We start from the raw sequence: 23,739 nt of genomic DNA, 5'->3' as shown, positions 1-23,739 counted from the left end.
CCGGGCGGCAAGTAAGTACCTGTCGCCAGGGGGAGTGGGAGAGATGGCGGACACCCAGGCGGCCGTGACCGGCCAGGAGAATCCGGGGGCACCGGAGCCGGCGGAGCAGCCGGAGAAACAGCCGAGGAGCGTACGGGTCGTACTGCTCGCGCTCATGATCGCGATGATGCTCGCGATGCTCGACAACATGATCGTGGGCACCGCGATGCCGACGATCGTGGGCGAGCTGGGCGGCCTCGAGCACCTGTCGTGGGTGGTGACCGGGTACACCCTGGCGACCGCCGCGGCGACCCCGATCTGGGGCAAGCTCGGCGACATGTACGGGCGCAAGGGCGCCTTCATGACCTCCATAGTCATCTTCCTGATCGGCTCCGCGCTCAGCGGAATGGCCCAGAACATGGGCGAGCTGATCGGGTTCCGGGCCGTTCAGGGGCTCGGCGCCGGTGGTCTGATGGTCGGGGTCATGGCGATCATCGGTGACCTGATACCGCCCCGCGAGCGCGGCAAGTACCAGGGCATGATGGCCGGCGTCATGGCGCTCGCGATGATCGGCGGTCCGCTGGTCGGCGGCACCATCACCGACAACTGGGGCTGGCGCTGGGCCTTCTACATCAACCTGCCGCTGGGCGTGATCGCGCTGGCCGCCGTCAGCGCCGTGCTGCACCTGCCGAAGAAGCGGAACAAGGCCCGCATCGACTACCTCGGCGCCGGTCTGCTGACCCTCGGCATCACCTCCATCGTGCTGGTCACCACCTGGGGCGGCTCCGAGTACGCCTGGACGTCCGCGCGGATCATGGAACTGATCGCCATCGGTGTCGCCGCGCTCGTCGGGTTCGTGTTCTGGCAGACCAAGGCCGCGGAGCCGGTGCTGCCGCTGCACATCTTCCGCAGCCGCAACTTCACCCTCATGTCGGTCATCGGCTTCATCGTGGGCTTCGTGATGTTCGGCGCCACGCTCTTCCTGCCGCTCTACCAGCAGTCCGTGCAGGGCGCGTCCGCGACCAACTCCGGTCTGCTGCTGCTGCCGATGCTCGGCGCGATGCTGGTGACCTCGATGGTCGCCGGGCGGGTCACCACCAACACCGGCCGCTACAAGATCTTCCCCATGGTGGGCGGGGTGCTGCTGGCCGTCGGGCTGTACCTGCTGTCCACCATGGACACCGACACCACCCGGTTCACCTCCGGGCTGTACATGGCCGTCGTCGGCCTGGGCATGGGCTGCCTGATGCAGATCACCATGCTGGTCGCGCAGAACAGCGTGCAGATGAAGGACATGGGTGTCGCGTCCTCGTCCACCACCCTGTTCCGGACGCTCGGCTCCTCCTTCGGTGTCGCCATCATGGGCGCGATCTTCAACGACCGGGTGAAGCACGTCATGTCCGAGCGGGGCGGGGCGCTGGCGGCCAAGGCCACCGAGAAGTCCGCCTCGCTGGACGCGGCGAGCCTGGCGAAGCTGCCCGCTCCGGTGCGGGACGCCTACCAGCACGCGGTGTCGGCCGGCACGCACTCGGCGTTCCTGCTGGGTGCCGTGATCGCCGTGGTGGTGCTGGTGGCGGCGGTGTTCGTCAAGGAGGTGCCGCTCAAGAGCGGACCGGCCACCAGCGAGGAAGCGGCTCCGATCCAGCTGGCCGAGGCCGTCTGACGACGCTGCTCACCGCCGTCTGACGACGCGGCTCACCGACGACGACGCCGGCCGACTGGTTCTCCAGTCGGCCGGCGTCGTCGTGTCCGTGCCGCGGCCGGCGGCTCGCCCCGGGAAGGCCGCCGCCGGTCACCATGTTCCTGCGGCCGATCGAGGACGTCGAAACCGACCGGCGGGAGCAGCCAGCGGGCCGCGCGGGCCTCCGGCACGCCCTTCCTGAGCCTCTACGCGCCGGAGCGGATCGCCGCACTGGCCCACACTGCCGGTTTCCGCCGGATCACCACGTCCCGGCGGAGGAACTCACCGCTCGCTCGTTCGCCGGCCGCACGACGGCATACGTCCGTCACGCGGCGAGGAGATTTTCGTGGCCGGTGCGTGAAGGACTCTCAGCGGCTTCCCGCCTGGGCCGGTCCCGGGAGTATCGGGTAGCTGCCGGTGGCCGTCGGGGCGTGTTCGGGGAGCCACAGGACGGCCACCGCGCCCTCCGCCGGAATGTGTGCGGGGGCCCCCGCCGGGCGGATGTTGCGGAAGGTCAGCCGGGCCCCCAGCACCCGCGCCTGCCCGGCCGCGATGGTCAGCCCCAGGCCGTGCCCCTGGCCCGCGCGGTCCGCGCTGCCGGTGCGGAACCGGCTCGGGCCCTCCGCGAGGAGTTCCTCGGGGAAGCCGGGGCCGTGGTCGCGGACCCGGATGACCCGGCCCTCGACGGTCACCTCGATCGGCGGCCTGCCGTGCCGGGCCGCGTTGGCGAGCAGGTTGAACAGCACCCGCTCCAGCCGCCGCGGATCGGTGGTGACCTCCGACTCGTGCACCACCCGTACCTCGATCGCCGGGTCCTTCGCCGCCACCCGCCGGGACACGAACTCGCCCAGCATGATGTCCTGGAGCTCGGCCCGCTCGGAGGCACTGTCCAGCCGGGCCACCTCCAGCACGTCCTCGACGAGGGTGCGCATCGCCTTCGCCCGGTCCAGGACCAGTTCCGTCGGGCGGCCGGGCGGGAGCAGTTCGGCCGCCGTGAGCAGCCCCGTCACCGGCGTCCGCAGCTCGTGCGCGATGTCGGCGGTGACCCGCCGCTCGGCCTCCAACCGCTGCTGCAGCGCGTCCGCCATGGCGTCCACCGCGCGGGCGAGGTCGTCGGTCTCGTCCCGGACGACCCCGCCGATGGCCTCCCGCACCCGCACGTCCGGCTCGCCCTGGGCGACCTGGTTGGCCGCGGCCGCCGCCTTGCGCAGCCGGCGCGAGAGCTGCCCGCCGATCAGCACGCCGAGCGCGCTGCCGCCGAGCACCACCGCGATGGAGCCGATGACGAGGGCCTGGTCGAGGTCCCGCAGGACGTTGCTGCTGCGGTTGGGGAAGGTGCCGTGCAGGGACAGCACCCGTCCGTCCTTGGCCTGCACGGCCGCCCAGATGTCCGGCGCGCCGCTGCCGTGGTCGATGACGTCGGTCGCCCGGCGGCCCGCGTCGACCTTGTCACGCAGGGCGTCGGGCAGCAGCGGGTCGTTGACCTTGACGTCGGGGAAGTTCGCCCGGCCGAACAGCTCGTAGTTGCGCTGGGCGATCTGCAACCGCTCGTTGGCGAGGTCGCGTGCGTTGTCCAGCATCGAGACCCGGGCCGCGTTGTGCACCACCAGGCTCAGCGCGATCGCGACCAGCGCGCCGACCAGCGCGATGGCCGCGCTCAGCTTCCAGCGGAGCCCGGTGCGCAGTCCCGGGCCGCTGTGCCGGATGTGTCTGGTGAACCCCCGCATGGCCGCCTCGCTCAGGCCTTCAATTTGTAGCCGAAACCGCGGACCGTCTCGATCCGGTCCTGGCCGATCTTCGTGCGCAGCCGCTGCACGTGCACGTCGACGACCCGGGTGTCCCCGCCCCAGCCGTAGTCCCAGACGCGTTCGAGCAGCTTGTCGCGGGAGAGCACGGTCCCAGGTGCCGAGGAGAACTCCAGGAGCAGCCGCATCTCGGTCGGGGTGAGCGCGACCGGCTGCCCGGCCCGGCGCACCTCCATGCCCTCCGTGTCGATCTCCAGATCGCCGAAGGTGAGCAGACCGCCGGTGACCGGCGCCGCGTCCTCATGTGGCTTCTCACCGCCGCTCGCGTGTCCGAAGCGGCGCAGCACCGCCCGGATCCGGGCGACCAGCACGGCCCCGTCGAACGGTTTGGTGACGTAGTCGTCGGCGCCCGCCTCCAGGCCGAGGACCACGTCGATCGAGTCGGCGCGCGCCGACAGCATGATCACCGGCACGGTGGACTCGTCCCGGATCCGCCGGCACAGGCTCACCCCGTCCAGGCCGGGGACCATCACGTCCAGCAGGGCGATGTCGGGCCGGTCGGCTCGGAACGCCTCCAGGCCCGACAGTCCGTCGGGCATGGCGGTGACCGCGAAGCCGTCCCGCTCCAGGGCGAGCTGCGTGGCCTCGCGGATGACGTCGTCGTCCTCGACGAACAGGACGTGGGTCTGGTCTGCCATCCGGCTCTCTCGTGTCGTCGTGGTGGGGTCGGGGCCGGGTCAGCCGGCGGCGGTCGGGTTGTCGGTGGCGTTGCCGCCGGCCGCGTTGCCGTAGTCGGTGTGGTGGAAGTCCTGCTGGACGAAGCGTCCCGAGGTCCAGTGGTAGGTGATCACGTTCTCGCCCGAGGGACTCGACACCGGGTCCCCCTTCTCGTACACCTGCTTGGTCACGCTCAGGTCGCCCTTGTCGATCTCCGCGTAGACCGGGGACTCCTCGGCCCTGAAGACATTCTTGTACGAACCGTCCTCCCTGCGGTACACGTACGCCCCGACTCCCACCGCGTCCCCGCAGGTCAGCACGTTGACGACGACGTCGTCCAGCTGGCCTCCGGTGAGATCGCCGTAGGTCACGTCGACCGGGTACGCGTCGCCCGCGCAGGGCTTGAGGTCCCGCTTCACGGTGGCCGAGACCGCCGGGTCGGCCTTCACCAGGGCGACCGCGTCGATCTTCGAGTAGGTCTGCGACGGGTTGGGCGAGGGGGCCTTGGCGGCCGGGGCGTGCTCGACCGAGTCGGAGTGGGCCGGGCCCTCGTCACGGGCGCCGGTGCCACCGGTGCCGCAGGCCGCGGCGAAAAGGGCGACGGCGGCGACCACGGCCGCTGCCGTGACCACCGCCTGTGCGCCCGCCGGGCCCCTGTCGGGCCCCGCGTCGGTCAGGCCGCGCAACGCTCCTGCTCCTCACGCTCCAGCGCGCGTGCGTCGAGGTCGCGGGACTCCAGCTCCTCGCGGAGCCGGGCGAGCGCCCGGTGCAGCGTGCTCTTGACCGTACCGGCCGACATGCCGAGGGCGGCGGCCGTCTCCTCCGTGGACATCTGCTCCCAGTGTCGCAGCACCACGACGCTGCGCTGCTTCGGAGCCAGCACCTTCATGATGTCCATGAGGAGCGCGCGGTCCGCGTGCTGCTCGGTGGCGTCGTCCACGCAGGCGTCGGGCATCTGCTCGGTCGGGACCTCTTCCAGCTTGCGGGCCCGCCACCACTCGGTCCGCGTGTTGATCATGACGCGGCGCAGGTAGGCGTCCGCGAGTTTCTTGTCGGCGATGCCGTCCCAGCGGCCGTACGTCCGTACCAGCGCGGTCTGGAGCAGGTCCTGGGCGTCCGTGGGGTCCGGGACCAGCCGACGAGCGCTGCGCAGCAGCGCGTCCTGCCGGGTGCGGACGTACTCCTCGAATTCGAGCACCTCGCCCTGCGCCATGATCAACCGCCTCCCGATCCCCGTTTTCCCCGGCCCTCGGCCCCTGAGTTCCTGCTCTGGTCACTGCTGTCCCGCGGTCCTGGCGGGCACAGAAACGAAGCTACGGACTCGTTGTCACGGGGCTGTGCGGAGCAGCCTGCGGGTAGCAATCGGCTGTCCGTCGGTTGTGTAACGGAAGTAGGTTCGGGGTAAGCAGGCAGGGAGATATGCCCGTTTATCGGGGGGTTCGTCCGGTCGTCGGGGTCGTAACACGGCCCCGGCCGCTGTGATGTGGCTGTGCGTCAGCCCAGCGGAAGCCGATAGAGACCGCCCGTGAGCGGCTCCACCAGTCCGTCCGAGACCAGCCCGTCCAGGGCGCGCGCCCGCTGCACCGGCTCGTGCCACACCTGGTCGAGCGCCGTCTGCGGCACGGGGGCGTGCGCCTCGCGCAGTACGGCGAGGAGCTTGCCGCGCACCTGCCGGTCGGTACCGGCGTACGTCTGCCCGCGCCGCGGCGGTCCCTCGTGCTCCGGCTTGCCGGCCAGCCGCCAGGCGCACTGCGCGGCGATCGGGCACCGCGGGCAGGTCTCGTTCTTCGCCGTGCACACCAGCGCGCCCAGCTCCATGGAGGCGGCGGCCCAGCGGGCCGCGGTCCGCTCGTCCGCCGGCAGCAGCTCACGGGCGAGCTTGCGCTCGGCGGCGGTGGTGGCGTTCGGCGGGTACTGCACGCCGGTCACGGCTCGCGCGAGCACCCGCCGCACGTTCGTGTCCAGCACGGCGTGCCGCTGCCCGTACGCGAACGACGCGACGGCGGCGGCCGTGTACTCGCCGATCCCGGGCAGCGCGAGCAACTGCGCGTGGTCGGTGGGCACGTCGCCGCCGTGCCGTTCCGTTATGGCGACCGCGGCGCCGTGCAGCCGCAGGGCGCGGCGCGGGTAGCCGAGCCGGCCCCAGGCGCGTACCGCCTCGCCGGGCGCCTCCGCGGCGAGGTCGGCGGGGCGCGGCCAGCGGGCCAGCCACTGCTCGTACACCGGCAGGACGCGGCTGACCGGCGTCTGCTGCAACATGAACTCGCTGACCATCACGCCCCACGGGCCCGCTTCCGGGTGGCGCCAGGGGAGGTCGCGGGCGTGGGCGTCGAACCAGGCGATCACAGGGGTGTGCAGCTTCTCAGTCATGGCCCTTCCGATCCTGCCACGTTCCGCGACGACCGGGGCGGACGTGGCGGGTGACGAGGCCGGGTCGACGGCGTCGATGACGAAGAAGAGCCGGGCTGACGGGAGTTGCCGGAATGATGATCCGGAAAAGTTGAGGTTCGGGCGGCGGGTGGGGCGAGGAAGCGCATGGATCTCTCGTACAGTTTGCGACGTGGGATCTCTGCGCAATCCGGTCGGGCCGCTTCCCTCCTCCATCTACTGGCGACGGAGGGCCATCATGCTGTCCGCGGTCGTCGTACTGGCGCTGCTGATCGCATGGATCGTGACGTCGGGCGGCGGGGGCGGCAAGAAGGGCGCCGACGGGTCCAACGGCAAGAATCCCGTGTCCACCATCACGCCGGGACCCTCCGGCAGCGGGCCCGCGATCAGCCAGGCCCCCGGCGGACGGGACGAGTCGAGCGGGGGCGGGTCGGGATCCGGCTCCGGCAGCGGTGGCGGAGCCGGCTCGGGTGCGGGCGACGGGAGTTCGGGCGGTACGGGGGACGGCTCGACGTCGGGCTCCTCAGGTTCCGCCGGTTCCTCGGGCGGCTCGGGTGGCTCGGGGGGCGACGTGACCTCCGGCTCCGGCGGTACGGCCGCCTCGCTGCCGGGGTCTTCCGCCCTCCCCAACTGCACTGCGGGCGCGGTGTCGTTGACCTTGAAGAGCCTGCACAACTCGTATTCGCCGGAGCAGACGCCGACCTTCGAACTCGCGGCGAGGAACACCTCGTCCAGTGACTGCAAGATCGATCTCGGCCCGAAGAACGCGGTGTTGACGATCACGGCGGCGTCCGCGGACAACAGCTACTGGTCCTCCGCCGACTGCCCGAAGACGGCGGGGAGCCGGTGGTACCGGGTGCCGGCCGGCAACAGCATCACCTACACCCTGAAGTGGGACCGCAAGCCGAGCGCGGCCCAGTGCGCGACGCCCCCGGCAGGGTCGGCCGGCGCGGGCACGTACCTCCTGCAAGCGGCGGTCCCGGGCTACGCGAAAGCCCAGGCGTCGTTCGTCCTGTCAGCGGACTAGGGCCGATCTGAAGGAACGGCTGTGGAGCGCCCCGTCAGGGGCGCTGGGGGTGCCCCCGGCCGAAGGCTGGGGGAGGAACTGCGCGATCAGCCCCCCACCGGCCCGCAGCCGCCGTACAGCCACAACCGCCCGAGCTAACAGGCGGAATCAGACATACCGCTCAAGAATCGAAGACTCGGCCAACCGCGACAGTCCCTCGCGCACACTCCGCGCCCGAGCCTCCCCGACCCCGTCCACCGTCTGGAGGTCGTCCACACTCGCGGCGAGCAGCTTCTGCAAGCCCCCGAAGTGCTCCACCAGCCGGTCGATGATCGCCCCCGGCAGCCGCGGCACCTTCGCCAGCAGCCGGAAACCACGCGGCGACACCGCCGAGTCCAGTGTCTCCGGCGACCCGGTGTACCCCAACGCCCGTGCCACCGTCGGCATCTCCAGCAGCTCCGCATGGCTCAGGGCGTCCAGCTCGGAGAGCGCCTCGTCGACCGTGCGGGACCGCTTCGCCGTCGGCTCGGGCACGTAGTCCCGGACCACCAGCTCCCGCTCGGGTTCGACCCCGGCGATCAGCTCGTCCAGCTGGAGCGCGAGAAGCCGCCCGTCGGTGCCCAGTTCGACCACGTACTCGGCGATCTCCGTGGCGATCCGGCGGACCATCTCGAGGCGCTGGGCGACGGCGGACACGTCCCGGACCGTCACCAGGTCCTCGATCTCCAGCGCCGACAGCGTGCCGGCCACCTCGTCCAGGCGGAGCTTGTACCGCTCCAGGGTCGCGAGCGCCTGGTTCGCACGGGACAGGATCGCCGCGGAGTCCTCCAGGACCCGGCGCTGCCCGCCGACGTAGAGCGCGACCAGCCGCATCGACTGCGAGACCGAGACCACCGGGAAGCCGACCTGCTTGGAGATCCGGTCCGCCGTCCGGTGCCGGGTGCCCGTCTCCTCCGTCGGGATCGTGGCGTCCGGTACGAACTGGACACCAGCCCGCAGGATCTTCGACAGGTCGGAGGAGATCACGATGCCGCCGTCGAGTTTGCACAGCTCCCGCAGCCGGGTCGCCGTGAACTCGACGTCGAGCACGAAACCGCCCGTGCACATCGTCTCGACCGACTTGTCGAAGCCGAGGACGATGAGTCCGCCCGTGTTGCCGCGGAGGACCCGCTCCAGGCCGTCCCGCATGGACGTGCCCGGAGCCACGGCGCTCAGCGAGGCGCGCATCAGGCCCTCGGAACCGGCACTCCCGCCGGACTTTCCGGGAGCCGATGCCCGGTCGTTGGCTGCCACTGCACTCCTCCGGTCGCAGGTTCTGAGGCGCTGCCGCACCCGCACTCGGTTCGTACGGACGGGCGAGACCAGGGCAAAGTCTACCGGCGCTCCTCCGCCTCCCGTGGGGCCTCCCGGCGACGGGAGCGCGGCAGCACCCGCAGCGCGTCCCCCATGTCGGCGACCTCCAGGACCTTCATGCCCGGCGGGACCTTGCCGGGATCGCCCGGTACGAGCGCGTGCGTGAAGCCGAGCCGGTGCGCCTCCGAGAGCCTGCGCTGGACGCCGGTGACCCGCCTGACCTCGCCCGCGAGGCCGACCTCGCCGATGGCGACGAGGTTCTTCGGGAGCGGGGTGTCGCTGGCGGCGGAGGCCAGCGCGAGGGCGATGGCCAGATCGGCGGCGGGCTCGGAGAGCTTCACCCCGCCGACCGTCGCGGAGTAGATGTCCCGCTTGCCGAGCGCGCTGATCCGGCCGCGCTGCTCCAGCACCGCCAGCATCATCGAGACCCGGGAGGTCTCCAGGCCGGAGGTGGTCCGGCGCGGGGAGGGGATCTGCGAGTCCACCGTGAGCGCCTGGACCTCGGCGACCAGCGGGCGGCGGCCCTCCAGGGTCACGGTCAGGCAGGTGCCCGGCACCGGTTCGGCGCGCCGGGTCAGGAAGAGTCCGCTCGGGTCGGCGAGACCGGTGATGCCCTCGTCGTGCAGTTCGAAGCAGCCGACCTCGTCGGTGGCGCCGTACCGGTTCTTGACGCCGCGGACCAGGCGCAGGCGCGCGTGCCGGTCGCCCTCGAAGTGCAGGACGACGTCCACCAGGTGCTCCAGCAGCCGCGGTCCCGCGATCGCGCCGTCCTTGGTGACGTGGCCCACCAGGAGCGTGGACATGCCCCGCTCCTTGGAGGCGCGGATGAGGGCGCCGGCCACCTCCCGCACCTGGGCCATGCCGCCGGGCGCGCCGTCGATCTCCGGGGAGGCGACCGTCTGCACCGAGTCCAGGATCAGCAGCGACGGCTTCACCGCGTCCAAGTGGCCGAGGACGGCGGCCAGGTCGGTCTCGGCGGCGAGGTAGAGGTGGTCGTCGATGGCGCCGATGCGGTCCGCACGGAGGCGGACCTGGCTCGCGGACTCCTCACCGGTGACGTAGAGGGTGCGGTGCTCGTCGCTCGCCGACTTGGCCGCCACGTCCAGCAGGAGCGTGGACTTGCCGACGCCGGGCTCGCCCGCCAGGAGCACGACCGCGCCGGGGACCAGGCCGCCGCCGAGCACCCGGTCCAGCTCGGGCACGCCGGTGGTGCGGGCGGTGGCCTGACGGCCGTCCACCTGGCCGATGGGCACCGCGGAGGTGGTGACCCGGCCGGGTGCCGTCGTACGGACCGCGGGCGTGCCGTACTCCTCGATCGTCCCCCAGGCCTGGCACTCGGGGCAGCGACCGAGCCACTTGGCCGTCTGCCAGCCGCACTCGGTGCAGCGGTACGACGGGCGGTCCTTGGCGGTCTTGGTACGGGTGGCCATGCGGAAACCGTAGCCCCCGCCACCGACAACGGGTCCGGGGTGGCTCCTGTGACAGGTGTGGGTGGACCGGTCCCAGCCATGCCCCGTCGGGAACGAGCCACGGAATCGCGGCCTCCTGTCCCCTATTGAGGGATCGTTTCACCCGTACGGATTAAAAGTGCTCAAGCCGCAAGAAGGGACGTTACGCCGCCGCCTACGGTCGCACGGGTGATGAGCAGCACTCCGGAGACCTCGCCCCGCATGACCGGTGCCCACCGGGCGCACCGGGAGGCGCGCGCGGCGCGCGACCGTACGGCGGCGCGCGCGCTGGCGCAGCGACCGTCCGCGCGCTACGAGCCGTACCTCGACGGGCTGTTCACCTACTGCCTCTCGGTGCTGTGCGACCACGACGCGGCCACCGCCGCCCTCGGGGACGTCCTCGCCCTCGCCGAGCGGCGCGGCCAACGCGTCCCGCAGGCCGCCGGGGACCGCAGGGCCTGGCTGTACGCACTGGCCCGCTGGGCCTGTCTGCGCGGGCTGGCCCAGGCCAAGCAGAAACGTCAGGCCACTCACGCGGCGGGCCGCCACATCGCCCCCGAACCGCAGGCCCCCACCGACGACCAGGAGCAGCGGCGCCGCGAACTCGCCCTGCTCGCCTGGCCCGAGGCGGCCGGCACCACCCCCGAGCAGCGCGAGGCGCTCGAACTCGCGGTACGCCACCACCTCACCGCCGAGGAGGTCGCCGCCGTCCTCGGCATGGACCTCGCCGGCGCCCGCGAACTGCTCGCCTCCGCCGCCTGCGAGGTCGAACGCACCCGCGCGGCCCTCGCCGTCGTCGAGACCGGCGGCTGCCCGAGCGTGTCCCACCTCACCGGGGACAGCCAGCTGGTGCTCAGCAGCGCCCTGCGCCGCGAACTGGTCCGGCACGTCGACGACTGCCCGCGCTGCCGCCGCACCGCCGAACGCGCGGCCCCCGGCCGGTGGCCCGGCGCGATGACCACCCCCGCGGAACTGCCCGTCCTGGAGGCGCCCCGCGCGGCCCTGCACAGGGCGATGGCGCACCAGCCACGCGTGCGCGGGGCGGCTCTCCCGCGCTTCGACCGGCGCGGCTTCCCGATGGACCCCAAGGACCACGCGGCCCGTCGGGACCGGCTGCGCGCGCGTGCCGTCACGGCCACCGTCGTGGCGACGGTGGTGGCGGCGCCGGTGCTCGCCCTGTGGGCCGCCTACCGGGGCTCGCCGACGGGGGAGGGGCAGGACGGGCCGTCCGCGACCGCGCGGGAGGCCGCCGGCTCCGGCGTCCTCGGCGGTGACGGGTCCGGGGGCGGGGGGTACGAGAACGCCGGGAACGCCGGCCCCGGGCCGCGGATCGGCGCGGGCGGCAAGGCCGATGTGTCGGTGGAGGTGATCAGCGTGCTGGGGGCCGACCGGAAGCAGGCCGGCGCGGGGCACCTCACGGTGACGGCCGAGAACGACGGCGACACGACGCTGGTCACGCTGGCGGCGGGCGGGGACGCGGCGGTGCGGTGGTCGCTCTCCACCTCGGCGGGGTGGCTGTATTTCTCCCGGTCCTCGGGATCGCTGCGGCCCGGCGAGTCGTTCACGGTCAAGGTCTACGTCGATCAGCTGAGGGAGCCGTCGGGGCACTGGAGCGCGCGGGTGGCGGTGGCGCCCGCAGGGGCGGTGGTGTCGATCGACGGGCACGGGACGGCTCCGCCGTCCCGCCGCGGGCCGAAACCGCCCCCTTCGCAGGGACCGACGCCGACACCGACGGCCTCCGCCCCCACCCAGCCGCCGCCACCGGCCAGTGACCCGCCGCCGTCGACCCCGACGCCGACGCCGACCGAGTCGGACACCGGCGCTCCCACACCCTCGGCTTCGCCGACGCCCCCGGACACCGGGGCGCCCCCACCGATCCCGTGACCCCGGCCCTCCCGGGCAGGCACCACTGCTTCGGTGTGCCGGCCTGTTCTTCCGCCGGTGCCGGGCCGGGCCGCGGCCGCCGTGGGCGTCAGTCCAGAGGGTCCGCCGGGTGGGGGGCCAGCAGCGGCAGCAGGCCGGACAGGCGCTGCTCGCAGAGTTCCACCAGTCGGTCGTAGCCCGCCTTGCCCATCAGCTCGGTCAGCTCCGGGCGGTACGAGACGTACACCGGGTCGCCCGCGCCGTGCGCCGACGTCGCCGACGTGCACCACCAGTGGAGGTCGTGGCCGCCCGGGCCCCACCCCCTGCGGTCGTACTCGCCGATCGAGATCTGCAGGACGCGGGTGTCGTCGGGGCGGTCGATCCAGTCGTAGGTCCGGCGGATCGGAAGCTGCCAGCAGACGTCCGGCTTGGTCTCCAGCGGCTCCCGCCCCTCCTTCAGGGCCAGGATGTGCAGCGAGCAGCCCGCGCCGCCCGCGAACCCGGGACGGTTCTGGAAGATGCACGAGCCCTTGAAGGGACGCGTCTGGCGGGAACCCTCCTCGTCCTCCGAGACCCAGCCGTCCCGGGTGCCCTCGGCATGGTGCTGCCAGATCTCCGGCGTGAGCCGCGCCACATGCTCGGCGACCCGCTTCTCGTCGTCCTCGTCGGAGAAGTGCGCGCCCAGCGTGCAGCAGCCGTCGTCCGCGCGGCCCGCCTGGATGCCCTGGCAGCCACTGCCGAAGACGCAGTTCCAGCGGGAGGTCAGCCAGGTCAGGTCGCAGCGGAACACCTGCTCGTCGTCCGCCGGATCCGGGAACTCCACCCACGCGCGCGCGAAGTCGAGCCCCTTCTCGTCCGCGGCCAGGGCCTTCTTCGACAGCTTCGGCGTCTTCGACGGCCGCGGCGGCTTCACCCGCGAAGAACCCTCGGCTGATTTGACGTCCTTGTGGTCCTTCGTCTTGTTCGTCTTTGGCACCCGTCCAGGGTAAGTCGCCGAAGCTCCCCGCGGGGACTGCTCGGCGCCCGCTCCCAGCAGCGTTCCGTACAGTTCCGTACATGAGACTCGGTGTCCTCGACGTGGGATCCAACACGGTGCACCTGCTGGTGGTGGACGCGCACCCCGGTGCGCGCCCGCTGCCGGCGCACTCGCACAAGTCGGAGTTGCGCCTCGCGCAACTCCTCGACGGCAACGGCGCGATCGGCCCCGACGGGGTCGAGAAACTGGTCGGTGTCGTCAAGGACGCCCTACAGGCCGCCGAGGACAAGGGCGTCGAGGATCTGCTGCCCTTCGCCACCTCCGCCGTGCGCGAGGCCAGCAACGCCGACGACGTCCTCGCGCGCGTGCAGGCCGAGACCGGCGTCGAGCTCCAGGTCCTCACCGGTGCCGAGGAGGCCCGGCTGACCTTCCTCGCCGTACGCCGCTGGTTCGGCTGGTCCGCCGGAAAGCTGCTGGTCCTGGACATCGGCGGGGGCTCCCTGGAGGTCGCCTACGGCATCGACGAGGAACCGGACACGGCGGTCTCCCTCCCGCTCGGCGCCGGCCGGCTCACCGCGGGCTGGCTCCCCGGCGACCCGCCGGCCGCCGACGACATACGTGCGCTGCGCCGCCATGTACGCGCCGAGATCGCCCGCACGGTCGGCGAGTTCAGCCGCTTCGGCGCGCCGGACCACGTGGTCGCCACCTCCAAGACGTTCAAACAGCTGGCCCGCATCGCCGGCGCGGCCCGTTCCGCCGAGGGCCTCTACGTGCAGCGCGAACTCAAGCGGAACTCCCTGGAGACCTGGGTCCCGAGGCTGGCGGCCATGAACACGGCGCAGCGCGCCGCGCTCCCGGGGGTGTCGGAGGGCCGGGCGAACCAGCTGGTGGCGGGCGCCCTGGTGGCGGAGGCCGCGATGGACCTGTTCGGGGTGGAGAGCGTGGAGGTCTGCCCGTGGGCGTTGCGGGAGGGTGTGATCCTGCGGCGGCTCGATCACATGGGTTCGGCGTAGCCGCTCCGCGGGGTGCCGCGCATGGCGGTGGTCACAACGGCGAGCAGCCGCCCCGTGTCCACCCGCCCGCACCCCGTAACCTGTCCCTCGTGGCAAATCCAAGGGACGTCGTCCGCATCCCGGATGCGAAGGTCGCGCTCTCCACGGCCTCCGTGTACCCGGAGTCGACGGCGACGGCCTTCGAGATCGCCGCGCGCCTCGGCTACGACGGCGTGGAGGTCATGGTCTGGACCGACCCGGTCAGCCAGGACATCGAGGCCCTGCGCAGGCTCAGTGACTACCACCGCATCCCGATCCTCGCGGTGCACGCCCCCTGCCTGCTGATCACCCAGCGGGTCTGGTCCACCGACCCCTGGGTCAAGCTCCAGCGGGCCCGGGCCGCCGCCGAGAAACTGGGCGCGAGCACGGTCGTCGTACACCCCCCGTTCCGCTGGCAGCGCCAGTACGCCCGCGACTTCGTCGAGGGGATCTGGCGGATGGCCGACGAGACGGACGTACGGTTCGCGGTGGAGAACATGTACCCGTGGCGCTACCGCGACCGCGAGATGCTCGCGTACGCCCCCGACTGGGACGTCACCAAGGACGACTACCGGCACTTCACGATCGACCTCAGCCATGCCGCGACGTCCCGCGTGGACGCCCTCGCCATGGTCGACCGCATGAGCGACCGGCTCGGCCACGTCCACCTCGCCGACGGCCGCGGCTCCGCCAAGGACGAGCACCTGGTGCCGGGACGCGGCACCCAGCCCTGCGCCGAGCTGCTGGAGCGCCTCGCGCTCACCGGCTTCGACGGGCACGTCGTCATCGAGGTCAACACCCGGCGCGCGATGTCCGGCGCGGAGCGCGAGGCCGACCTCGCGGAGGCCCTGGCCTTCACCCGCCTGCACCTGGCCTCCGCGGTGCGGGTGCCCCGCCGATGACCGACGCCGACCACGGCCCCGGCGCCCGCCGCCGTGGCCGCCCGCCGCGCACCGAGTCGGCCGGCACCCGGGACCGTATCCTCACCGCCGCCCGCGAGGAGTTCTCCGAACGGGGCTACGAGAAGACGTCCGTACGCGGTATCGCCAAGGCGGCCGGGGTCGACTCCGCCCTGGTCCACCACTACTTCGGCACCAAGGAACAGGTCTTCGAGGCCGCCATCTCGGTCGCCTTCGCCCCCGCGCTGAACGCGCCCGCCGCGCTCGCCGACGGCCCGCCGGACGGCGTCGGCGAACGCCTGACCCGCTTCGTCCTCGGTGTCTGGGAGAACCCCACCACCCGTACGCCCCTGCTGGCGATCGTCCGCTCCGCCGTCAACAACGAGACCGCGGCCGCTGTCTTCCGCCGCCTGGTCGCCACCCAGCTGCTGCGCCGGATCGCCGGACAGCTGGACCTCCCGGACGCGGAGCTGCGCGCCGAACTGGCGGCCGCGCAGCTGATCGGCTGCGCGATGCTGCGCTATGTGATCAAGGTGGAGCCGCTGGCGTCGGCGGACCTGGAGCAGATCGTGGCGCGGGTCGCTCCGGTGGTGCAGGGGCACCTGACTGCTCCCTGACCGGGTCCCCTGTCACCCGTAGGCCGGGTTCCCTGTCACCCGTAGGCCGGGTTCCCGTCCGGTCGGTCACCGACCGGTCCGTGACCTGCTCGCTGAGACATCCGTCCCGCATTCCGGACGGCGCGTCCCGAGCCGTGGGCAACGGGCGTACGCTCGTCAGCAGCCCTATCTGTCTGAAGGAGCGAGCGACGATGCCCGAGCTGAGGTCACGCACAGTCACCCACGGTCGCAACATGGCGGGCGCCCGCGCCCTGATGCGCGCCTCCGGTGTACCCGGTGCGGACATCGGCCGCAAGCCGATCATCGCCGTCGCGAACTCCTTCACGGAGTTCGTGCCGGGCCACACCCACCTCCAGCCGGTCGGCCGGATCGTCTCCGAGGCGATCACGGAGGCCGGTGGCATCCCCCGCGAGTTCAACACGATCGCCGTGGACGACGGCATCGCGATGGGTCACGGCGGCATGCTGTACTCCCTGCCCTCCCGCGACCTGATCGCGGACTCGGTCGAGTACATGGTCGAGGCGCACTGCGCCGACGCCCTGGTCTGCATCTCCAACTGCGACAAGATCACCCCGGGCATGCTCATGGCCGCCCTGCGCCTGAACATCCCGACGGTCTTCGTCTCCGGCGGCCCCATGGAGGCCGGCCGCGCCACCCTGGTGGACGGCACGGTCCGCACCCTCGACCTCGTCGACGCGATCTCCGACGCGGTGAACGACAAGATCTCCGACGAGGACATTCTCCGGATCGAGGAGAACGCCTGCCCGACCTGCGGCAGCTGTTCCGGCATGTTCACCGCCAACTCGATGAACTGCCTGACCGAGGCGATCGGTCTCTCCCTCCCCGGCAACGGCTCGGTCCTGGCCACCCACACGGCCCGCAAGCAGCTCTACGTGAACGCGGCCCGCACGGTCATGGACATCACCCGCCGCTACTACGAGCAGGACGACGACACGGTCCTGCCCCGCTCCGTCGCCACCTTCGCGGCCTTCGAGAACGCGATGGCGCTGGACATCGCGATGGGCGGCTCGACGAACACGATCCTGCACCTGCTGGCCGCGGCCCAGGAGGCGGGCGTCCCCTTCGGCCTGAACGAGATCGACGCGGTCTCCCGCCGCGTCCCCTGCCTCGCGAAGGTCGCCCCGAACGTCGCGAAGACCCGCACCTACTACATGGAGGACGTGCACCGCGCCGGCGGCATCCCCGCCCTCCTCGGCGAACTGCACCGCGGCGGCCTCCTCAACGAGGACGTGCACTCCGTCCACAGCCCCTCCCTCGCGGACTGGCTGAAGACGTGGGACGTGCGCGGCGGTTCGCCCTCCCCGGAGGCCGTGGAGCTGTGGCACGCGGCCCCCGGCTGCGTCCGCTCCGCCGAGGCCTTCTCCCAGTCCGAGCGCTGGGAGGCCCTGGACGAGGACGCGGCGGAGGGCTGCATCCGCAGCGTCGAGCACGCGTACTCCAAGGACGGCGGCCTCGCCGTCCTCAAGGGCAACCTCGCCGTCGACGGCTGCGTGGTGAAGACGGCCGGCGTCGACGAGTCCATCTGGACCTTCGAGGGCCCCGCGGTCGTCTGCGAGTCGCAGGAGGAGGCCGTCGAGAAGATCCTCAACAAGCAGGTCACGGACGGTGACGTGGTCGTGATCCGCTACGAGGGTCCCAAGGGCGGCCCCGGCATGCAGGAGATGCTCTACCCGACGTCCTTCCTCAAGGGCCGCGGCCTCGGCAAGACCTGCGCCCTGATCACCGACGGCCGTTTCTCCGGCGGCACGTCGGGCCTCTCCATCGGCCACGCCTCCCCCGAGGCGGCCTCCGGCGGCACGATCGCCCTCGTCGAGGACGGCGACCGCATCCGCATCGACATCCCGAACCGCACGATCGAGCTCCTCGTCGACGAGGCCGAGCTGACCCGCCGCGAGCAGGCCCTCAACGGCGCGTACGCCCCGAAGAACCGCGAGCGCAAGGTCTCGGCGGCGCTCCGGGCCTACGCGGCGATGGCCACCAGCGCCGACAGGGGCGCGGTCCGCGACGTGTCGAGGCTGGGCTGAACCCCGGCGGGTGACCAGGGGCCGCGTCCCGCACGGGAGCGGCCCCTGCTCCGTCCCCACGACGTCACCAGCCCCGCGGATCCTTCGCGTCCACGGCGAACACGGTGCCGTCGGGGGCGGTGGCGTAGACGTGGGCGTCGAGGAGCAGCGGAGCCGACAGCGACGCCGTGACCTCACTCGCGTTCGCGCCGAGCCGGGCCGGGGTCTGGCCGACCAGGGTGCCCCTGCGGGCGTCGGCGGCGAGCAGGCGTCCGTCGGCCGCGGTGACGTAGACGTACCGGCCTTCGGTCACGGGCGCCGAGCCCCGGCTCACCGAGGTCTGGAGCTCCCAGAGCTGCTTGCCGCTCTCGATGTCCACGGCCTCCAGCGAACCGCCGGCGGACAGCAGGTAGACCACGTCACCGCGCACCGTGGCCCCCGGGGCCACCCGCGGCACGGGCAGCGCCACCCGACGGGTCGCCCCGGACCCCGGCGTGTAGCGCACGACCCCGTCCGTCTCCCCGGCGGAGGTCTTCACGGACAGCAGGACCAGGGACCCGCCCGCACTGCCGACCGGCCGCAGATCCCCTGCCAGCCGGGCCGCCCAGCGCTCGGCGCCGGTGGCCGGATCGAGCGCGGTGACCACGGTGTGCGTCCCGTGGTCGGAGGTGCTGGTCGCGTAGACCAGCGGATCCCCGGCGAACGAGTCCAGGGACGGCGCGTCGCCGCCGGACAGGGGCCGGCTCCACCGGGTACGGCCGGACCCGCTGTCCACGCCGCTGAGCACCCCGTCGGACCCGACGGTCAGCAGCATGCTCCTGGTGACCTCCAGGCTCTGGAGCGCGGGAAGGTCCAGCGACCAACGCGACGCACCCGAGGCGGGATCCAGGGCTTCGACATGCCGCCCCCCGTCCGTCGGCAACAGCAGCAGTCCGCCCGACAGGAACGGCGAGCCGCTCGTACGCTCCTTCACGACCCGGTGCCGCCACAGCAGACGCCCGTCGGCCGGGTCGAGGGCGAAGGCCAGCCCCGACCGGAAACACAGCAACTTCCCGGCTCCGGCGACACAGTGGGGCATCCCGGAGCCGTCCTTGGCCACTGCGGCCGCCTGCCACCCCTCGAACGCGGTGGTGGAGCCGTGCCCGGTGCTGCCCGCGGGCTTCGGATCGCTGTCCCCGGGCCACAGCACCGAGCCGACCAGGCCGCCCAGGACCAGGACGCCCGACCCGGCGGCGAAGGCCACCCGCCGCCGGGTGGCCTGCCAGGAACCTCGCACCTTCGGCGCCGGCGCGGCGGGGGGCCGCTCCTCCGGCGCGTCACCGGCGCCGTCCTCGTCCTTGACCCGCTGTGCCGGTATGAACGCCTGCGTGTCGTACGACGCGGCCAACGACCTGATCTCCCGCATCAGTTCGTCGGGCGTAGGCCGGTCCTCGGGCTCCTTGGCGAGGCACCGCAGCACCAGCGGAGCCAACTCCTCCGGGACCCCGGTGATGTCCGGCTCGTCATGCACGACCTGGTAGGCGACGACATACGGACTGTCCGAGTCGAACGGCCCCCGCCCGGTCGACGCGTGCACCAGCACCGACCCCAGCGCGAAGATGTCCGCGGCGGGCCCCACCTCACGCGGCCGCCGGAACTGCTCGGGCGCCATGAACGGCGGTGTACCTATCAACTTTCCCGTCTCGGTGCGCAGCTCGCTGTCTTTCGGCCGGGAGATCCCGAAGTCGATGACCTTGGGGCCGTCCTCGGCGAGCAGCACGTTGCTCGGCTTGAGATCCCGGTGCACCACGCCGACCCGGTGGATGTCGCCCAGCGCCTCCGCCAGCCCGGCCATCAGGCGGCGCAACTGGGCAGGTGACATCGGCCCGTTCCGCTTCACCTGCTCGGAGAGCGTCGGGCCGGGAATGAAGAGGGTGGCCATCCACGGCCGTTCGGCCTCCGGATCGGCATCCACCACGGGGGCGGTGAAGGCACCGCTCACCTTGCGCGCGGCGGCCACCTCCTGCCGGAAACGACTCCTGAACTCACGGTCCTTGGCGAACTCGGCATGCACGATCTTCACCGCGAGCTTCAGCCCCGAGGTGCTGCGGGCCAGATGCACCACGCCCATGCCACCCGAGCCCAGGCAGGACTCCAGGCGGTAGTGCCCGGCGTACTCGGGAAGTTCCGCTTCCGCGCCCGCTCCGGTGTTGCGCTGTGGCGTCAAGGGACCACCCCCGTGTGTTTCCGCGGAGCGCGACGCACGGAGCCTAGTCGATGGCTCGTGCGACACAGAGGCGGCTTGCTAGCCTCCGCGTTCGAGTTGCGGACGTGTGTTTCGTGGCTCGATCCAGGGGAATCAACGGGACTCCATGGCACGCATGGGTCCAGTGGGGGGAGCACCACATGTCTGTCGAGCACGCACAGGAAGCCGGGAGCAACGGAGAGGACGCGGCCGTCACCGCGCTGGCGGCATCCGTCGCGACGTACGCGGTCGCACCGGGCGTCCGCCTCAACGTCCGCAGCGGCCCCGGCACCAGCTACAGCATCACGCGGACCCTCCCCGAGGGCACCCGCGTCCCCATCTTCTGCCAGACCCCCGGTACGACGGTCTCCGGCTACTACGGCACGTCGAACATCTGGGACAACATCGACAACGGCGAATACGTCTCGGACACCTACGTCCACACCGGCAGCGACGGCTACGTGGCCGACCGCTGCGGCTGACCGACGCACCGACCCCGACCCGGAGCCCGCGGAGCCCCCGGCGCCATAATCGTCCCGTGAGCGACGAAACAGGCACCCCGGACGGCCCCGCGGGCTCCACCGGCGGCCCCCGCCCCGAGCCCCTCCGCTTCTTCGGCACGTCCTGGGTGCACCACGACGACGGCTACACCGCCCGCCGCATCGGCGTCGCCATCGGCTCGCTCGCCGCCGCCGTCGCCTCCTGCCTCGTCCTGCGCCTCGCCTACGAGGGCGTGCAGCTCGCCGACACCGGGGCCTTCGTCAGCGTCCTCGTCGTCGCGATGTTCGCCATCTGCAGCGCCCTCGCCTTCCGCACCACCTGGGACTCCTTCGCCAAGCGCCCCGACCCCGAACGCCAGGCCTCCCTGCGCGGCCTGCTCGCCATCGGCTTCGTCGGCTCCCTGCTCGCCTACTTCTTCCGCTCCCTCACCGAGGCCCCCGGCGAGAAACTCCACCGCGCCGAGTACGACGCCGCCGTCCAGGAGCACGAACGCCGCACCACCCGCCGCACGGGCAACCCCTCGAAGAAGAAGCGGAAGCGCTGAGCCCGTACGCCCGGTGCGGCCCCCCGAGCCGCCCCCGCTCGGAAATCCCCTGTCGTCCCCTGCCCCACCACCGGGACGATGACCGCATGACCACGAGCCAGTCACGCCCCCCGGCCCCCACCCCCTCCCACACCACCCGCGCCCACTCCTTCAACGCCGCCGCGGCCCAGTACGCCGCGAACCGCCCCTCCTACCCGTCCGCCCTGCTCGACGCCGTCGAGGAGGAAGCCGGCCGGTCCCTCGCCGGGGCCAGGGCGGTCGACGTCGGCGCGGGCACCGGCATCGCGACCGCCCTGCTGCACGCGCGCGGCGCCGACGTGCTCGCGGTGGAGCCGGGGGAGGGCATGGCGGCGCAGCTCCGGGCCGGCCTTCCCGACATCCCGGTCGTCCGCGGCGACGGCAACGCCCTCCCGCTCGCCGCCGACACCGCCGACTTCCTGACCTACGCCCAGGCCTGGCACTGGACCGACCCCGCCCGCTCCGTGCCGGAGGCGCTGCGCGTCCTGCGTCCCGGCGGCGCACTGGCGCTGTGGTGGAACACCACCCCCCTCGACGTCGACTGGATCGTCGCCCAGGACGACCGCTTGAGCCGCTTCTTCGGCGTGGCCACCGCCGCCGACAAGCGCAGCACCGCCGACCGCACGGACCTCGCCGACCCCAGCGGCCGCCTCCGCTTCACCCGTCGCGAGGTCCGCTGGAGCCGCCGCGTCTCCGTCGACACCCACCTCGCCAACATCGGCAGCCACTCGGCGTTCCTGGTCATCCCCGAGGACCGCCGCACCGCCTTCCTCGCCGAGGAACGCTCCCACCTCCTGAAGGCATTCCCGGACGCGGTCGTAGAGGAGACGTACGACGTCCTCCTCCTCGTCGCCCGCAACGACTGAGCCGCGCCGGGCGACGGGGTGGCGTCCGGCGTCCGGGGGCGACTGCTTCGGGAGGCGGGTGCGAGTGGGCCGGGGGGGTGACCGCGTAGTTCCTCCCCTGCTCCTTGACGCCCCTGCCCCCTCGGCGCATTATTCATCACATGGTGAATTATTCGTCGGAGCCGCCCCAGGCCCCCGGCAGCACAGCCCTGCCCCCCGCCGTCCAGGCCACCGGCCTCGTCGTCACCCGCGGCCCCCGCACCGTCCTGCGCGGCCTCGACTTCACCGTCCCCCGGGGCCAGATCACCGGTCTGCTCGGCCCCTCCGGCTGCGGCAAGTCGACCCTGATGCGATCGATCGTCGGTACCCAGGCCAAGGTCTCCGGCACCCTGAACGTCCTCGGCAGCCCCGCCGGCCACCCCACCCTGCGCACCCGCATCGGCTACGTCACCCAAGCCCCCTCCGTCTACGACGACCTGACCGTCCGCCAGAACCTCGACTACTTCGGCGCCGTCCTCGACCCCGCCCGTCCCACCGCCGACCGCCGCACCGACGTCGAACGCGTCCTCGGCGAAGTCGACCTCACCAGCCACGCCGACGCCCTCGCCGGCAACCTCTCCGGCGGCCAGCGCAACCGCGTCTCCCTGGCCGTCGCCCTGCTCGGCGCCCCCGAACTCCTCGTCCTCGACGAACCCACCGTCGGCCTCGACCCCGTGCTGCGCCGCGACCTCTGGCAGCTCTTCCACACCGTCGCCGCCGACCGCGGCGCCACCCTCCTCATCTCCTCCCACGTCATGGACGAGGCCGAGCGCTGCCACCGCCTCCTCCTCATGCGCGACGGCGAGATCCTCGCCGACGGCAGCCCCGAAGCCCTCCGCACCCGCACCGGCTCCGACACCGTCGAAGCCGCCTTCCTCCACCTCGTCGACGCGGCGGCCGCCCAGCCCCGCGCAAAGGAAACGGCACGATGACCACCCATCAGGCGACCACCACGGCCGCCCCCGTGAGCGTCCTCAACCTCTCCCGCACCACCGCCACCGCCGCCCGCGTCCTGCGCCAGCTCCGCCACGACCCCCGCACGATCGCGCTGCTGCTCCTCATCCCCTGCCTGATGCTGGTCCTGCTCCGCTACGTCTTCGACGGCAGCCCGGGCACCTTCGACAGCATCGGCGCCTCGCTCCTCGGCATCTTCCCGCTCATCACCATGTTCCTGGTGACCTCCATCGCCACCCTCCGCGAACGCACCTCCGGCACCCTCGAACGCCTCCTCGCCATGCCCCTCGGCAAGGCCGACCTCATCGCCGGCTACGCCCTCGCCTTCGGCATCCTCGCCGTCATCCAGTCGGCCCTGGCCACCGGCCTGGCCGTCTGGTTCCTGGGCCTCGACGTCACCGGCTCACCCTGGCTCCTGCTCCTGGTCGCCCTGCTCGACGCCCTGCTCGGCACGGCCCTCGGACTCTTCGTCTCGGCCTTCGCGGCCTCGGAATTCCAGGCGGTCCAGTTCATGCCCGCGGTGATCTTCCCGCAACTCCTCCTCTGCGGCCTCTTCACCCCTCGCTCCGACATGCACCCCGTCCTGGAAGCCGTCTCCGACGCCCTGCCCATGTCCTACGCCGTCGACGGCATGAACGAGGTCCTCCACCACACCGACATGACCACCGCCTTCGTCAGGGACATCCTGATCGTCGCCGGCTGCGCCCTGCTCGTCCTGATCCTGGGAGCCGCCACCCTGAAGCGCCGCACGGCCTAGAGCCTGTCTGTCAATTCCCGCCTGCCGCGCGACGCCATGCACGCTCCCCCAGCCTCCGGCCGGGGGACCCCCATTCGACCCGCTCCTCGGTCCTCTGATCACCCAGGAGCGCGGCCGGGAACTCCTGGCC

The 23,739-nt window shown here is 72.3% G+C and carries 21 protein-coding genes; 12 read left to right on the top strand and 9 right to left on the bottom strand.

Features of this window, described 5'->3' with window-relative positions; translation table 11 throughout:
- Nucleotides 1-43 precede the first annotated feature (43 nt).
- Nucleotides 44-1,642: an MDR family MFS transporter gene (locus AB0958_RS34110; RefSeq protein WP_366894338.1), complete on the top strand. Its 1,599-nt coding sequence runs from the start codon at nucleotides 44-46 to the stop codon at nucleotides 1,640-1,642.
- A 386-nt stretch (nucleotides 1,643-2,028) separates the two neighbouring features.
- Here the strand turns inward: AB0958_RS34110 and cseC are convergent, their stop codons facing one another.
- From cseC to AB0958_RS34085, 5 genes are all read right to left on the bottom strand, one after another.
- A complete protein-coding gene (gene cseC, locus AB0958_RS34105; RefSeq protein ID WP_366894337.1) occupies nucleotides 2,029-3,387 on the bottom strand; it encodes a two-component system sensor histidine kinase CseC in 1,359 nt (452 codons plus the stop codon).
- Nucleotides 3,388-3,398: 11 nt separating this feature from the next.
- Nucleotides 3,399-4,103: a two-component system response regulator CseB gene (gene cseB, locus AB0958_RS34100; protein ID WP_132889347.1), complete on the bottom strand. Its 705-nt coding sequence runs from the start codon at nucleotides 4,101-4,103 to the stop codon at nucleotides 3,399-3,401.
- A gap of 39 nt (nucleotides 4,104-4,142) precedes the next feature.
- Entirely contained in the window at nucleotides 4,143-4,808 is a 666-nt protein-coding gene (locus AB0958_RS34095; protein WP_366894336.1) for a hypothetical protein, read from the bottom strand.
- Nucleotides 4,796-5,335: a SigE family RNA polymerase sigma factor gene (locus AB0958_RS34090; RefSeq protein WP_132889343.1), complete on the bottom strand. Its 540-nt coding sequence runs from the start codon at nucleotides 5,333-5,335 to the stop codon at nucleotides 4,796-4,798. The genes AB0958_RS34095 and AB0958_RS34090 overlap by 13 nt, the downstream gene beginning before the upstream one ends.
- 281 nt (nucleotides 5,336-5,616) lie before the next feature.
- Nucleotides 5,617-6,492, bottom strand: a complete 876-nt coding sequence (locus AB0958_RS34085; protein WP_366894335.1) for an A/G-specific adenine glycosylase — start codon at nucleotides 6,490-6,492, stop codon at nucleotides 5,617-5,619.
- Between the two features lie 190 nt (nucleotides 6,493-6,682).
- On the opposite strand from AB0958_RS34085, the gene AB0958_RS34080 reads away from it, so the two are divergent.
- Nucleotides 6,683-7,537 (top strand): hypothetical protein, encoded by an 855-nt coding sequence (locus tag AB0958_RS34080; RefSeq protein ID WP_366894334.1) that lies wholly within the window; start codon nucleotides 6,683-6,685, stop codon nucleotides 7,535-7,537.
- A 147-nt stretch (nucleotides 7,538-7,684) separates the two neighbouring features.
- Here the strand turns inward: AB0958_RS34080 and disA are convergent, their stop codons facing one another.
- Entirely contained in the window at nucleotides 7,685-8,809 is a 1,125-nt protein-coding gene (gene disA / locus AB0958_RS34075) for a DNA integrity scanning diadenylate cyclase DisA (RefSeq protein ID WP_366894333.1), read from the bottom strand.
- Between the two features lie 80 nt (nucleotides 8,810-8,889).
- Nucleotides 8,890-10,299 carry a DNA repair protein RadA gene (gene radA / locus AB0958_RS34070; protein WP_360564311.1) on the bottom strand — a complete coding sequence of 470 codons (1,410 nt, stop codon included), beginning with the start codon at nucleotides 10,297-10,299 and terminating at the stop codon, nucleotides 8,890-8,892.
- Nucleotides 10,300-10,506: 207 nt separating this feature from the next.
- Between radA and AB0958_RS34065 the strand changes: the two genes are divergently transcribed.
- Nucleotides 10,507-12,201 carry a hypothetical protein gene (locus tag AB0958_RS34065; RefSeq protein ID WP_366894332.1) on the top strand — a complete coding sequence of 565 codons (1,695 nt, stop codon included), beginning with the start codon at nucleotides 10,507-10,509 and terminating at the stop codon, nucleotides 12,199-12,201.
- Nucleotides 12,202-12,289: 88 nt separating this feature from the next.
- Here the strand turns inward: AB0958_RS34065 and AB0958_RS34060 are convergent, their stop codons facing one another.
- Complete coding sequence (locus AB0958_RS34060) at nucleotides 12,290-13,093, bottom strand: hypothetical protein (protein ID WP_366894352.1); 804 nt, start codon at nucleotides 13,091-13,093, stop codon at nucleotides 12,290-12,292.
- A gap of 143 nt (nucleotides 13,094-13,236) precedes the next feature.
- Here AB0958_RS34060 and AB0958_RS34055 point away from each other — a divergent pair, with 143 nt between their 5' ends.
- The 4 genes from AB0958_RS34055 (at nucleotide 13,237) to ilvD (ending at nucleotide 17,748) form a co-directional block, all read left to right on the top strand.
- Nucleotides 13,237-14,169: a Ppx/GppA phosphatase family protein gene (locus tag AB0958_RS34055; protein ID WP_366894331.1), complete on the top strand. Its 933-nt coding sequence runs from the start codon at nucleotides 13,237-13,239 to the stop codon at nucleotides 14,167-14,169.
- Between the two features lie 89 nt (nucleotides 14,170-14,258).
- Nucleotides 14,259-15,089 carry a sugar phosphate isomerase/epimerase gene (locus tag AB0958_RS34050; protein ID WP_366894330.1) on the top strand — a complete coding sequence of 277 codons (831 nt, stop codon included), beginning with the start codon at nucleotides 14,259-14,261 and terminating at the stop codon, nucleotides 15,087-15,089.
- Nucleotides 15,086-15,703 carry a TetR family transcriptional regulator gene (locus AB0958_RS34045; protein ID WP_366894329.1) on the top strand — a complete coding sequence of 206 codons (618 nt, stop codon included), beginning with the start codon at nucleotides 15,086-15,088 and terminating at the stop codon, nucleotides 15,701-15,703. Before AB0958_RS34050 ends, AB0958_RS34045 begins: the two co-directional genes overlap by 4 nt.
- Before the next feature lie 191 nt (nucleotides 15,704-15,894).
- Nucleotides 15,895-17,748: a dihydroxy-acid dehydratase gene (ilvD, locus tag AB0958_RS34040; RefSeq protein WP_366894328.1), complete on the top strand. Its 1,854-nt coding sequence runs from the start codon at nucleotides 15,895-15,897 to the stop codon at nucleotides 17,746-17,748.
- Nucleotides 17,749-17,812: 64 nt separating this feature from the next.
- Here the strand turns inward: ilvD and AB0958_RS34035 are convergent, their stop codons facing one another.
- Nucleotides 17,813-19,933, bottom strand: a complete 2,121-nt coding sequence (locus tag AB0958_RS34035) for a serine/threonine-protein kinase (RefSeq protein WP_366894327.1) — start codon at nucleotides 19,931-19,933, stop codon at nucleotides 17,813-17,815.
- A 179-nt stretch (nucleotides 19,934-20,112) separates the two neighbouring features.
- Here AB0958_RS34035 and AB0958_RS34030 point away from each other — a divergent pair, with 179 nt between their 5' ends.
- The 5 genes from AB0958_RS34030 (at nucleotide 20,113) to AB0958_RS34010 (ending at nucleotide 23,609) form a co-directional block, all read left to right on the top strand.
- Nucleotides 20,113-20,433: an SH3 domain-containing protein gene (locus AB0958_RS34030; protein ID WP_366894326.1), complete on the top strand. Its 321-nt coding sequence runs from the start codon at nucleotides 20,113-20,115 to the stop codon at nucleotides 20,431-20,433.
- A gap of 56 nt (nucleotides 20,434-20,489) precedes the next feature.
- Nucleotides 20,490-20,996, top strand: a complete 507-nt coding sequence (locus AB0958_RS34025; RefSeq protein WP_366894325.1) for an EamA/RhaT family transporter — start codon at nucleotides 20,490-20,492, stop codon at nucleotides 20,994-20,996.
- Nucleotides 20,997-21,082: 86 nt separating this feature from the next.
- Complete coding sequence (locus tag AB0958_RS34020; RefSeq protein WP_366894324.1) at nucleotides 21,083-21,880, top strand: class I SAM-dependent methyltransferase; 798 nt, start codon at nucleotides 21,083-21,085, stop codon at nucleotides 21,878-21,880.
- Nucleotides 21,881-22,020: 140 nt separating this feature from the next.
- On the top strand, nucleotides 22,021-22,830 hold the full coding sequence (locus AB0958_RS34015) for an ABC transporter ATP-binding protein (protein WP_366894323.1): 810 nt from the start codon (nucleotides 22,021-22,023) through the stop codon (nucleotides 22,828-22,830).
- Nucleotides 22,827-23,609 carry an ABC transporter permease gene (locus tag AB0958_RS34010; RefSeq protein WP_366894322.1) on the top strand — a complete coding sequence of 261 codons (783 nt, stop codon included), beginning with the start codon at nucleotides 22,827-22,829 and terminating at the stop codon, nucleotides 23,607-23,609. The genes AB0958_RS34015 and AB0958_RS34010 overlap by 4 nt, the downstream gene beginning before the upstream one ends.
- The last annotated feature ends 130 nt before the right edge of the window (nucleotides 23,610-23,739 follow it).

It is taken from the genome of Streptomyces sp. NPDC006655 (assembly GCF_040703965.1).
Classification (GTDB): Bacteria; Actinomycetota; Actinomycetes; order Streptomycetales; family Streptomycetaceae; genus Streptomyces.
The sequence above is the reverse complement of the archived record's forward strand: the minus strand, read 5'-3'. Positions and strand labels throughout refer to the sequence as shown.

Coding starts and splice junctions, on each gene's coding strand:
- AB0958_RS34110 (WP_366894338.1), top strand. CDS start 44: ATGGCGGACACCCAGGCGGCCGTGACCGGCCAGGAGAATCCGGGGGCA.
- cseC (WP_366894337.1), bottom strand. CDS start 3,387: ATGCGGGGGTTCACCAGACACATCCGGCACAGCGGCCCGGGACTGCGC.
- cseB (WP_132889347.1), bottom strand. CDS start 4,103: ATGGCAGACCAGACCCACGTCCTGTTCGTCGAGGACGACGACGTCATC.
- AB0958_RS34090 (WP_132889343.1), bottom strand. CDS start 5,335: ATGGCGCAGGGCGAGGTGCTCGAATTCGAGGAGTACGTCCGCACCCGG.
- AB0958_RS34085 (WP_366894335.1), bottom strand. CDS start 6,492: ATGACTGAGAAGCTGCACACCCCTGTGATCGCCTGGTTCGACGCCCAC.
- radA (WP_360564311.1), bottom strand. CDS start 10,299: ATGGCCACCCGTACCAAGACCGCCAAGGACCGCCCGTCGTACCGCTGC.
- AB0958_RS34055 (WP_366894331.1), top strand. CDS start 13,237: ATGAGACTCGGTGTCCTCGACGTGGGATCCAACACGGTGCACCTGCTG.
- AB0958_RS34045 (WP_366894329.1), top strand. CDS start 15,086: ATGACCGACGCCGACCACGGCCCCGGCGCCCGCCGCCGTGGCCGCCCG.
- ilvD (WP_366894328.1), top strand. CDS start 15,895: ATGCCCGAGCTGAGGTCACGCACAGTCACCCACGGTCGCAACATGGCG.
- AB0958_RS34030 (WP_366894326.1), top strand. CDS start 20,113: ATGTCTGTCGAGCACGCACAGGAAGCCGGGAGCAACGGAGAGGACGCG.
- AB0958_RS34020 (WP_366894324.1), top strand. CDS start 21,083: ATGACCACGAGCCAGTCACGCCCCCCGGCCCCCACCCCCTCCCACACC.
- AB0958_RS34015 (WP_366894323.1), top strand. CDS start 22,021: ATGGTGAATTATTCGTCGGAGCCGCCCCAGGCCCCCGGCAGCACAGCC.
- AB0958_RS34010 (WP_366894322.1), top strand. CDS start 22,827: ATGACCACCCATCAGGCGACCACCACGGCCGCCCCCGTGAGCGTCCTC.